This is a genomic window from Desulforegula conservatrix Mb1Pa (genome assembly GCF_000426225.1).
In the GTDB taxonomy this organism is placed as follows: domain Bacteria; phylum Desulfobacterota; class Desulfobacteria; order Desulfobacterales; family Desulforegulaceae; genus Desulforegula; species Desulforegula conservatrix.
Genome location: NZ_AUEY01000044.1, coordinates 21,282 through 33,170, shown reverse-complemented (window position 1 = coordinate 33,170; position 11,889 = coordinate 21,282). Strand labels below are relative to the sequence as shown.

6 protein-coding genes are annotated in these 11,889 nt (G+C 41.3%); 4 read left to right on the top strand and 2 right to left on the bottom strand.

Annotation, left to right across the window (positions count from 1 at the left end):
* The first annotated feature begins 13 nt into the window (after positions 1-13).
* The gene (locus K245_RS28575) at positions 14-145 is read left to right on the top strand and encodes an integrase core domain-containing protein (RefSeq protein ID WP_084156461.1); all 132 of its coding nucleotides are present in this window, start codon (positions 14-16) and stop codon (positions 143-145) included.
* A gap of 159 nt (positions 146-304) precedes the next feature.
* Here the strand turns inward: K245_RS28575 and uvrC are convergent, their stop codons facing one another.
* Complete coding sequence (gene uvrC, locus K245_RS0114520) at positions 305-2,134, bottom strand: excinuclease ABC subunit UvrC (RefSeq protein WP_027359824.1); 1,830 nt, start codon at positions 2,132-2,134, stop codon at positions 305-307.
* Positions 2,135-2,412: 278 nt separating this feature from the next.
* Here uvrC and K245_RS26770 point away from each other — a divergent pair, with 278 nt between their 5' ends.
* Positions 2,413-3,558 carry a hypothetical protein gene (locus K245_RS26770; RefSeq protein ID WP_051284163.1) on the top strand — a complete coding sequence of 382 codons (1,146 nt, stop codon included), beginning with the start codon at positions 2,413-2,415 and terminating at the stop codon, positions 3,556-3,558.
* Positions 3,559-3,777: 219 nt separating this feature from the next.
* On the opposite strand, the gene uvrB is transcribed toward K245_RS26770, so the two are convergent.
* On the bottom strand, positions 3,778-5,769 hold the full coding sequence (uvrB, locus tag K245_RS0114500; protein ID WP_027359823.1) for an excinuclease ABC subunit UvrB: 1,992 nt from the start codon (positions 5,767-5,769) through the stop codon (positions 3,778-3,780).
* A gap of 661 nt (positions 5,770-6,430) precedes the next feature.
* On the opposite strand from uvrB, the gene K245_RS0114485 reads away from it, so the two are divergent.
* Positions 6,431-9,496 carry an ATP-binding protein gene (locus tag K245_RS0114485; RefSeq protein WP_027359822.1) on the top strand — a complete coding sequence of 1,022 codons (3,066 nt, stop codon included), beginning with the start codon at positions 6,431-6,433 and terminating at the stop codon, positions 9,494-9,496.
* A gap of 322 nt (positions 9,497-9,818) precedes the next feature.
* Positions 9,819-11,537 carry a sigma-54-dependent transcriptional regulator gene (locus K245_RS0114480; protein ID WP_027359821.1) on the top strand — a complete coding sequence of 573 codons (1,719 nt, stop codon included), beginning with the start codon at positions 9,819-9,821 and terminating at the stop codon, positions 11,535-11,537.
* Positions 11,538-11,889: the final 352 nt, after the last annotated feature.

Here is an 11,889-nt window from a genome sequence, read left to right as displayed (position 1 = left end):
GGCCTATGGAAGCATGTCAGAAGCGAGACACAAAATTGGCGATTATCTGAGGTTCTACAACACAAAAAGGCCTCACCAGAGCTTTAAGAATAATACGCCTGATAAAACATATTTTGAAGGTCTGGAAATTCCAATCGCCGCTTGAAGCTTTTATTAAAAATATGAGACACAGAGGTCAAAATTATATAAGGATTTGTTGATAGGATTTTCACTTATATTTTCAGAAAATCTGTCCAATCAAAACCGACCACTTATCATAACCTTACTAAAAAAGAACCAGATATAAGTGACCCGGCATTTTTGCCTATTCTCCAAACCCAAGCAACTTAAGGGCAGTCTTCAAAGACTCGGCATTTTTAGCGTTCATTCCAGGCAAAGCCGCAATTTCTGATATTTCAGCAGAAGCAATTCCTTCAATACTTTTGAAATGCCTGAGCAGGGTCTGTTTTCTTTTACCACCAATGCCCTGGATTGAATCCAGAACGCTTCTGATGGTTTTGGTTTCCCTTCTTTTTCTCTGGAAAGTGATTACGAATCTGTGGGCCTCGTCCCTTATTCTTTCAAGCAGAAGAAGACCTGAATCCTCTTTCCCGAAATTCACGGGATTTGATCTGCCTGGAAGATAGATTTTATCCCTTGTCTCCCCTGCCCTCTCATCCCTCTTTGCAATGGAAGCCACTGGAAAGCTGTTTTCAAGGCCAAGCTCCCTCAATGCAAGAAGGGCCATACCAAGCTGTCCCCTTCCGCCGTCCACCAAAAGAAGATCAGGCATGTCTTCTTCTGTGGTTATTTTGGAGTATCTCCGTTTTATAACCTCAAGCATGCATGCATAATCATCCTGGCCAGACGCTTCTTTTATAGCATATTTCCTGTAGTGTTTTTTATCAGGCTTTGCGTCTGAAAAAACGACCATGGCTGAAACAGGTTCTGTGCCAGCCATATTGGAATTGTCAAAACATTCAATTTTTCTTGGAATAGATGGAAGTGAAAGCCTGCGTTTCAGAATCTCAAGAACAGCCATATCAGAAGTTCTGGCATTTATTTTGTCCCTTAGATGTTTTTCTGCATTTTCCATTGCCATGCTGATTATTCCGGGTTTTTCTCCCCTTGATGGACAAAATACGCTGACTTTTCTCTTGGCTATGATTGCCAGATATTCAGACAAGGCTTCTGAATCAGTCAGAGAAAGCGGAGTAAGAACCTCGCGCGGAACAAATCCTGTATCATCATAGAATCGTGTAATAAATGAGGACAGTATTTCATGATCATCCTGCTCAAAAGCCCTAAAAAAATAATTTCTGCTGCCTGAAACATATCCGCCGCGCACAAATATTACTGAAACAGAAGCATAATCACCGTCCCGCGAAAAACCAATGGAATCACGATCAAGCAGATCGGAGGCGACAACAGACTGTTTTTCCATGAGCCTTTCAAGACTGAAGATTCTGTCCCTGATCTCGGCGGCATTTTCATAATCCTCGGTTTCAGCAGCGGCAAGCATGTTTTCCCTTAGTTTTTTCAGAAGACTTGAAGTCCTGCCTTTAAGTACAAGAATGACTTCCCTTACTGTTTTAAGGTATTCTTCTGTTGAAACCATTCCAGAGCAGACACCGAGACAGACTCCCATCTGATAGTTAAGACATGGCCTTCCAAGGTTTTTTGACGGGTTCTTGCATTTTCTGAGCTTGAAAGTTCTGTTTATTAGCTCAAGGGTCTGGCGAACTGCTGAACCAGATGAAAATGGACCGAAGTATATGGCTCCGTCTTTTTTTATTTTTCTGACAATTTCAAGCACAGGATACTGTTCTTTGGGATTCAGCCTGAGACAAGGATACTGTTTGCCATCTTTTAAAAGAATATTGTATTTCGGAGAGTGCTTCTTTATGAGGCTTGCTTCAAGGATGAGAGCCTCATTTTCGGAAGGGGTAAGAATAACGTCAAAATCCCTGACCTTAGAAACCATTATGCCTGTTTTCAGATCAGGAGCATCTGTCTTCAGAAAATATGAAGAAAGACGTTTTTTTAGACTTTTGGCCTTGCCTACATATATGATTTCGCCCTTTTCATCCTTCATCAGATAGACTCCGGGTGAATCCGGGGCTGAAGATAGTTTTTCAGAAATAATATTTCTCATAATAATTCTTAGATGGCGCCTTATGTTTCAATGTAAAAAATTAAAAACTTCCTATCAAAATCATCTGATCATAGGCTGTGGAAGCCCGAGCCTTGTGCAATGTTTATTTTCAGTCATCAAAGATCAACCTGACGCAAGCTGAAAAATGCCCAGAAAAAGCCCCCTGTTTTGCCGTAAAAGATATTCTTGGCTGATTTCATTATTTGCTGCATAGTATTTTCAAAAATAATAAAATGCAGGATTCGATCAGTTACACTTATCGAACAGGATGATTCTATATGAGAATAATCATAATACTATGTATAATCGGTCTATTTAGCTCACTCGCCAGCGCTGATCAAAATACCGCATCATTGCCGGAATTGTCCACCCAATCATTCGTGGGAACCCAGATATTCGCCCCCAGAAATGACAACGAGTGGGTGGATCAATGCCTGAACCTGAACCTTGACAAAAAATTTGGTTGCAAAATCATAGCTTATAAAATCCAATGGTTCAGCGGCGACTGGTCATCCTGGTTCGTGCCAGGAGCAAACGACCTGTATAAGAAGGAAGGAGAACCACTGCGTCGTTTTTGGGCATGTTTCAATGATCATAATTTTGAAATTCTATACATGGCGGATTCAAAAATAAACTTTTCCGAGACCATGACAGCCGCCCAAGGCAGTTCTGTAAAAAGCTCTGATAATTACGATTCCAACAAAACGGATATAAAAATCAGGGAACAAGGCCTCGAACTTAAGTTTGATGGCATGGTCGTATGCAACAAAAATGGATTCAAGCTACTTCCGGTGGAGCTGAAGGAAAAGATCAAATCAGGCAGTACTGTCAGCGATGCGGTCAAACTCCTGGGTCCTGGATATATTAACTCCGAATCAGGAACAGGCTCAATTACATGGTTTTTTGTAGACGGATCAACACTCTCCACCACAGGATGGCCGTCCTCTGTAAACAAAAAAGTTACGTTGACGGAAAGCAAGGACAGTCCGCAAAAATCTGTCAAGACTCTTTCAACAATGCGGACAGAAAATTCATTAAGCTTGGATAGCGGTTGGGGATTCAGCTCGTTGTATTATCTTTTTAATAAAGATAGGTGGAACGAAGTGCCTAAAACAGGCACCGGAATCCTCCACGACAACGTACCTGTAGAGCTTGAGAATCCGGCACAGGTTATCCTGCTGCATAACGCCTGGAGCATCCCGATGGCCGGCACAAAAGATGATATAAGACTGGCCGACTTGAAGAAGAACGTATTTAAACGATCCCTGGTTTTTACCTGGGAATGGCCGACCTTTAACACGCCGGGATACGTGGTTGCAGTGCGTAAAAGTGATGGTAGGTGGGCTCTGATAGCGGAAATGGGCGATTATTATTTTATCGAGAATGGCAGTTCAATTGGAGTGTTTAAACGTGCTACCAGGTGACGGCTACTATTCGTTAATGGATAATTTGATGTCCTCGCAAAAAGGCAAAAAGAGCGTGTGCGTCATTCCTGAGCTGATCAGTCATCAAGAAATTTCAATTACTTGCGGATTCAGGCCTGCGCATGAATGACGGAAAACGAAAATAAGACTTTTTTGCGGCCTTGCTTAATTAAAGGGCATAAACTGAGTATTATACCCTCTCCTGTCAGGAAACAGAACTCACCCAAACTGCTCAAGCGCCCTTAATGACTTGATCCTGTCCCTTATCTGGGCAGCTTTCTCAAACATAAGTTCCTTTGCCGCTTCTTTCATTTCTTTATCCAGCGTTTTGATCATGGCCTCGATATCATTAACTGTCTCAAATTTTATGGTTTTATCAGATACAAAAAGATCCTGAGGTATTGCCTTTTCCTGAACAGGAAGATAAACAGAGACTTCTTTTTCAATGGTTGTGGGAATGATTCCATGAACAATATTATATTCTTCCTGAATTTTTCTTCTTCTGTCAGTCTCATCAATCGCCCTGCGCATGGAATCCGTCATCCTGTCAGCATAAAGAATCACCTTGCCGCCAACATTTCTTGCTGCTCGTCCGAATGTCTGAATGAGGGCCCTGGTTGAACGCAGAAAACCTTCCTTGTCAGCATCCATTATTGCGACAAGGGATACTTCGGGAATATCAAGGCCTTCACGCAGAAGGTTGATTCCTATGAGAACATCGAATTCTCCAAGTCTTAAACTGCGGATAATATCCATGCGTTCAAGGGTCTTGATATCCGAATGCAGGTATTTGACCCTGATCCCGAAATCGGTGTAATAGTCGGTGAGATCCTCTGCCATGCGCTTTGTAAGGGTTGTAATAAGAACCCTTCCGCCTTTTTCAACATTCAGGCGAATCTCTTCAAGGAGATTGTCAACCTGGGTTTCAGCACTTCTAATATCAATCAAAGGATCAACAAGACCTGTTGGCCTTACTATCTGCTCGACAAGATTCGCTCCTGAAACCTCGTACTCGTAATCAGCAGGAGTAGCTGAAACGTATATTACCTGGTGAGCCCTTTTATTGAACTCTTCAAATTTCAGAGGTCTGTTATCAAGGGCAGACGGAAGCCTGAACCCGAATTCAGCAAGAGTGCTTTTTCTTGACTGGTCACCACTGTACATCGCCCGTATCTGGGGAACCGCCATGTGGCTTTCATCAAGGAATACAATCAGGTCATCGGGAAAATAGTCAAGAAGCGTCGGAGGCGGTTCTCCAGGATTTCGACCGGTAAGATGCCGGGAATAATTCTCGATACCGTTGCAGTATCCAAGCTCTTCGATCATTTCAAGGTCAAAATTTGTGCGCTCAACTATTCTTTGGGCCTCGATCAGTTTGTTCACAGATTTGAAATAAGCCTCACGCAGGGCAAGTTCCGCTGAAATTGTCTCAATTGCCCTGGTTCTGGTTTCCTTCATGGTTACATAATGGCTGCCAGGGAAAACTGCGGTTTTTTTCAGCTTTCTTGTTACAGACCCTTTTAAAGGGTCAATTTCAGAAATGCTTTCAATAAAATCTCCAAAAAACTCTATGCGTAAAGCAACATCTTCTTCATATGCAGGAAAAATTTCAACCCTGTCTCCCCTCACCCTGAAAACCCCTCGATGAAAATCCATATCATTACGTTCATAATGCATGGAAACAAGATCTTTAAGAAGCTTTTCCCTTGTGTGTTCATCATCCACACCCAATTCTATGCGCATGGCAAGATAATCTTCTGGAGCGCCAAGACCGTAAATACAGGAAACACTTGCAACGACCAGAACATCGCGCCGGGTAAGAACAGATCTCGTGGCTGAATGGCGCATCTTGTCAATCATTTCATTTATGGCGGAATCTTTCTGTATATATGTATCAGTCGTGGGGATGTATGCTTCTGGCTGATAATAGTCATAATAGCTGACAAAATATTCCACGGCGCTTTCAGGGAAAAGCCCCTTGAATTCATGATAAAGCTGGGCAGCAAGGGTCTTGTTGGGTGCAATAACGAGAGCCGGCCTGTTACAGTTTGCTATTACATGGGCCATGGTAAATGTTTTTCCAGAACCTGTAACACCAACAAGGGTCTGATGATTCTTGCCAGAAATAATTCCTTTGCTGAGGGTTTCGATTGCCTTGGGCTGATGGCCTTTAGGGGTAAAAGAAGATATTATTTTAAATTTTTCGTCCATAGCCTTTATTGCTCAAAAAAGGTTGTTGATACATCTGTCAATTATAAACACTAATAAAAAAAAGAACGGCTGCCAATCTGATAATAGTCATCTGGTAATAGTAATACCTTAAAAACATAGTTGAAGAGCATTAATAATCAGAAGAGATCAGATCAGTTGCAGACAGTCCATCAAGCATGATAATGCATACTCATCAATGCCACAGCTTGAACATTTGCAATGAGTCAGGCCGTTTGAATGGCAAGCATGTTGTGCATTATTACTGGAAAACCATTTTGAAAAAGGGGTTTCCAGACCTTTCCCAAAACTTTTATGGTTTTTTTATCACGAGTTGAGAATATATGTTTTTCAAGCAAAAGAATCCATAATCAAAAAGTTTTTGCCAAGCTTTTTTCAAAAAGCGAACTTTGACCTTTCATCTAACAGAAGAGTTCAATTTATGATTGATGTGAAGTATACATCTTTTCAATAATGAAAAAGAATAAAACCAAGAAATAAAGATCCAAAATTTTGCACATCAAAACTGTTATCTGACGAGGCTTTTCTGATTTCAAGAACATTCAAAATATTTTTTTGTCTCTTCCTGATCCTTGTTTTATCAATTTGCTCCGGATGTGTTGAGAATAAAAAGACTCCGTTAGCCATTAAGGGCAGAATAGATATGTCAGGATGGAATTTAAAAAAAGACGGCACTGTAAATCTCGACGGGGAATGGGAATTTTATTTCGGCCAGCTCCTCGAACCAGATGATTTTAAGAATATTTCAGGGCATGAAAAATCAGATTACCTTCCTATTCCATCAACTTGGAGAAATTATGAATACGAAGGCAAAAAAATAAATGGTAAAGGATACGCCACATACAGACTCAAAATAATACCTGAAAAAGCACAAGATAGACTTGCCCTGCGCATTTTTGACATTTCTTCCGCATACAGGCTCTGGATAAATGGCCAACTGCTTGCTGAAAGCGGTAAAGTTGGAAAATCATCAGAAAACGAAGTACCAAATCCGTCTGTCCTGATGCCGGAATTCCAATCGGACGGCGAGCCAATTGAGCTGGTTCTTCAGGTTTCGAATCACTATTTCAGGGAAGGTGGAATAACCTCATCAGTCAGAATTGGTCATCATAACCAAATTACAGCCGAACAGACAAAACAGTGGGGCATAGCCCTATTTTTCGTTGGCAGTCTTCTTGTGATGGGAGGATATCATCTGGTCCTCTTTCTGTTCCGCAGAAAAAACCCTTCAACCCTTTACTTTGGTTTTTACTGTCTTCTATGGATGGCAAACTTCCTTGTTTCAAACTCAAGTGCATGGGTAATTCGTCTTTTTTTGCCTGTTACTCCAATCCAGGTTTTGAGCCGACTTGATCAGATATTCTTCTTTCTTACAATACCAGTGGGCTATCAATTTTTCAGATCCCTCTACCCAAAAGAATTTTCAAGAAAAATACTGATAGCATCCAGCATTCTGGCTGTTTTTTTTACACTTCTTGGCCTTACGATTCCTGTATTTATTCTCACAGCATTAGTACCGATCTATTTTTCCACATCTGCTCTTCTGATCGTATACAGTTTTTTTAAACTTAACAGAGCAAGGCTGAAAAAGCTTGAAGGAGCAACCTTCATACTAATAGGATTTATTATAATTGGGTCTGCGGGCATAAATGATATGCTTACAGATATGCATATTATTCAATCAGTTTATCTGATTCATGTGGGCGTATTCTTTTTTGTTCTTTTTCAGGCTTTTGCACTTTCCCTCAGATTTTCCAAGGCTTTTTCATCAGTTGAAAACCTGTCTTCTGAATTAAAAGAAAACTATCTCAAACTTTCAAAACTTGACAGGATCAAGGACGAATTCCTGGCAAACACATCCCATGAGCTACGCACTCCTCTCTCAGGAATCATAGGACTTTCAGAATCAATGTTAGCTGGATCAGGGGGAGAGCTTTCACGGCAGTCTGCAGCAAATCTTATCATGATAGTAAACAGCGCAAAAAGGCTAAGCACGCTTGTCAATGATATTCTGGATTTTTCCAGACTTGAAAATAACGACCTCAAAATAGATATTAAGGCTGTGGACTTAAGATCTATAGCAGATATTGCAATTGGAGTAATAAAACCTCTTGCCCAGAAAAAAGGTATCTCCATTGAAAACGCAATATCCATGTGGCTCCCGTTTGCAGAAGGCGATGAAGACAGGCTTATACAGATTTTTTTCAACCTCTTGGGCAATGCCGTAAAATTCACAGACAAAGGCGAAATAAGAGTTTCAGCAAAAAAAAAGAAAGACATGATAGAAATTGCTGTCAGCGATACAGGCACTGGGATACATCCTGATAGTATGGAAATCATATTCCGGCCCTTTGAACAGGATGACTCTTCAGCATCCATGGGAGGAGTAGGGTTAGGACTGTCAATAAGCCACCACCTTACAGAGCTTCACGGCGGCAGGCTATGGGCAGAATCAAGCATAGGCAAAGGTTCTACATTCCATTTTACAATTCCTGTATGTAAAGATCCCGACGCTTTAGCAGCGCCGTCTGAATCTCCTGCTCCGTTCATACAGAATTTGCCGGAAAATGATTTTGAAAACCTGAATCCAATTTTCAATACCAAAGGTCTTGCCAGGATTCTCGCCGTGGATGATGATCCGGTTAATCTTCAGGTCCTCAGAAATCATCTTTCGCTTGAAGGAATGGCTGTCACAACCGCCAAGGACGGCATGGAAGCCCTTGCTCTTGTAGACTCAGGTGAATCATTCGATCTTATTCTGCTTGACCTCATGATGCCTGGTTTGTCTGGATTCGAGGTCTGCAAAGAGCTACGCAGGAAGTTCAGCATAACAGAGCTTCCTATTATTATTCTAACGGCCAGAAAAAGACTGTCTGATATTACAAAAGGACTTGAATGCGGAGCCAACGATTATCTCGGAAAACCGTTTGCGCGGGAAGAGCTTCTTGCCAGAACCAGGGTTCAGCTGAAAATAATCAGAGCTGAAGAAGAAGCCCGCAGAGCTGGCCGTCTTGCCATGCTTGGAGAATTAGCCGCAAGCATAGCCCATGAAGTCAACACGCCCATCAATACAATCATAAACTCTAGCCAGCTCATTCTCATGGCAGATAGCCGTGAAGAACTCGAACAGGATGCAGGGGTCATTAAAAGCGAAGGCAGAAGAATAGCAGGAATTGTAAGCGCCCTACTGTCATTCGCCAGAACAGGTTCAGGTGAAAAAGCACCTTGCAGAATTGGCAATATAATTTCAGAAAGTATCTGTTTGGTTGAAGCTAAATTAAGAAATGATCATATCCGGCTTCAAATAGACATTGCGGACAATCTGCCTGAGATCAACATGAACAGCCAGCTTATCACTCAGGTTTTTCTTAATATTATAAATAATGCGGCCCACGCCCTGAATGAAAAATACCAGGGTCTGGATGAAAACAAAAAAATAATAATTGAGGGAGAACTGATCAATTTTGGATCAGACAAACTTGTGAGACTGACTTTTAAGGACTTCGGAACAGGAATTCCAGAAAGTCTTATTAATAGGATCATGATGCCTTTTTTTACTACAAAGCCTGTTGGGAAAGGTACAGGACTCGGACTTAGCGTGTCCCAGAATATAATATCGGATCATAGAGGATCCATGGTAATTGAAAGCGAGGCAGGGATTTCAACCACGGTCATTATAGATTTTCCAATAATTGATAAGAACCAATAAATATTGTGGTTCTGCCTGATTTTCAGTTAAGAAATCAATTTGGGGTTTATTGGTATGCCGGTATGGTTAAATTGCCGTAAAAAGGCCAATTCGTAGCTCGTAATCCGACATTGATCCGAATGCCTTCGGCGGGTCGCTTTTTGAAAAAAGCTCCGCAAAAACTTTATGTGTTATGTGGTTTAAAGAATAGATGGTGCAACCATCGCTTGGGACAACCATTGTTTCGCTCCCAAGAACAATACTGAAAATAGTGCATAGTCACGATGGATACTATCGTAGTTTTACAGTTATAAAACAGACATATACAGCCCAAGGTATAATAATGATTCAGAGAATCCTCATCATTGAAGATGATGCAAGTCTGAGAGAAACATTCCGCCGCTTTCTTTCAAAAAATGGATATTCTGTCGATACTGCCTGTGAATTTCGGGAAGCAGTCACATTAACCAGCAAGACTGAATACGATGTTATTTTCACAGACATCAATCTGTCCGGAAAGGAAACCGGCGTGGATTTCCTCGCAGAATGCAAGACCAGAGGAATTACTACACCCATAGTCATCATCACTGGCTTTCCGACTGTAAACAGCGCTGCCGAGGCTGTAAGACAGGGAGGATATGATTATCTCTGCAAGCCTGTGGAACTTGATATACTTCTTCATGTCACGCGTGGAGCCATAAGACATAATTCCATAAGCAGAGAGGCATTACGTTACCGCAGAAATATTGAAGCCATATTCCAGAGTGTTTCAGACGCCATGCTCTCAGTTGACAAGCATCTGACGATAACAGACCTGAATCAGTCCGCCGTAAAATTCTGCATGTTTTCTAATACGTCAGTCGGTCAAAAACTGGATCATCAGGAAGGCGATGCACATAAAAATCTCTGTTCAGAAGAATGCAGGCGCAGACTTATCAATACTGTTCAGGAATCAATAACTACTGGAAAGACAGCTTCTGTCTACAAATACGAATGTCCGAAACACAGCTCTGTCTACACGCTAAAAGTATCTCCATTCAAAAATGGCCATAATGAAAGCAATGGAGCAGTAATCGCAATAAGCGATGAAACAAGAATCAGCGTCCTTGAGAAGGATCTTAACCGCCGCAGGGATTTCAGAAAAGCCATCATAGGCAAAAGCTCTCCTATGCAGAAAATTTATTCTCTTATAGAGAGCCTTTCTGACATCAGAAGCACTGTACTCATAACTGGGGAAAGTGGAACCGGAAAGGAACTGGTTGCAGAGGCTCTTCACTTTTCAGGTATCAGGCGCGACAAGCCCATTGTAAAGGTCAACTGTTCTGCGCTTTCTGAATCAGTTCTTGAAAGCGAACTTTTTGGCCACATTAAAGGGGCCTTTACAGGCGCTAATACCGACAGAGCTGGAAGATTTGAAAAAGCTGACGAAGGTACCCTTTTCTTAGATGAAATCGGTGACATATCCCCTACTCTTCAGCAAAAACTCCTTCGCGTACTTCAGGAAAAGGAATTTGAAAAGGTTGGAGACTCACAACCAATAAAAGTAGATGTAAGGATCATTGCTGCCACCAACCGAGATCTTAAAGAACTTGTCGCTCAAGGAACATTCAGGGAAGATCTTTATTACAGGCTGAAAGTCGTTGAAATAAGACTTCCATCTTTGAAGGATCGAAGAGAAGACATTCCACTCCTGACAGATTTTTTCCTCAAAGAATTTTGTTTAGAGTTTAATAAAAAAATTGAAGATGTTTCATCAGATGTCATTAAGCTTTTTATGGAGTACCCATGGCCCGGCAATATAAGGGAGCTTCGCCATATCATTGAGCATGCGTCTATAATCTGCCGTAACTCTATTATTACGTCTGGAGATCTTCCTGATGATTTTGCAAGGCCATCTGCTTCGGAGAATTCCTCAAGATCGGATCAAAAAAACAATTCCGAAGCTGAAGCACTTCTGACTGCCATGAAAGAAACAAAATGGAATAAGGCCGAAACAGCGAGAATACTCGGAATAAGCCGCCAGACACTCTACAGAAAACTCAAGGATGCCGGAATAGAGTGAGGTTATTCTTCTAATCTTCCTAATCTTCGATCAATTCTCCAATGCTTTATTTTATAACAATTGACCTGATAAGCTGTTTTAAAAAAGGTTATTTCAAAACAACAGACAATGCCATCGGCAAGTCGCTTTTTGAAAAAAACACCCCAAAAACTCTCTGGTTTTGGTCATGGAAGGTATGTTGAATCTGACCATGAATATAAAGACATAGCTTGTAACATATTACACATTGTAACATTACACTCTGTAACATGTTACAACTAATTCAGAATATCCTCCAGGCTGAAAACCACGCATTTTTCCGCAACTAATTAGCATATATAACAATCCACCGCCAAGATTATCAGTGGCACAA

What these genes read in the sequence shown, in the direction of transcription:
- K245_RS28575 (WP_084156461.1), top strand. Translation starts at nt 14, where the DNA reads ATGTCAGAAGCGAGACACAAAATTGGCGATTATCTGAGGTTCTACAAC.
- uvrC (WP_027359824.1), bottom strand. Translation starts at nt 2,134, where the DNA reads ATGAGAAATATTATTTCTGAAAAACTATCTTCAGCCCCGGATTCACCC.
- K245_RS26770 (WP_051284163.1), top strand. Translation starts at nt 2,413, where the DNA reads ATGAGAATAATCATAATACTATGTATAATCGGTCTATTTAGCTCACTC.
- uvrB (WP_027359823.1), bottom strand. Translation starts at nt 5,769, where the DNA reads ATGGACGAAAAATTTAAAATAATATCTTCTTTTACCCCTAAAGGCCAT.
- K245_RS0114485 (WP_027359822.1), top strand. Translation starts at nt 6,431, where the DNA reads ATGTCAGGATGGAATTTAAAAAAAGACGGCACTGTAAATCTCGACGGG.
- K245_RS0114480 (WP_027359821.1), top strand. Translation starts at nt 9,819, where the DNA reads ATGATTCAGAGAATCCTCATCATTGAAGATGATGCAAGTCTGAGAGAA.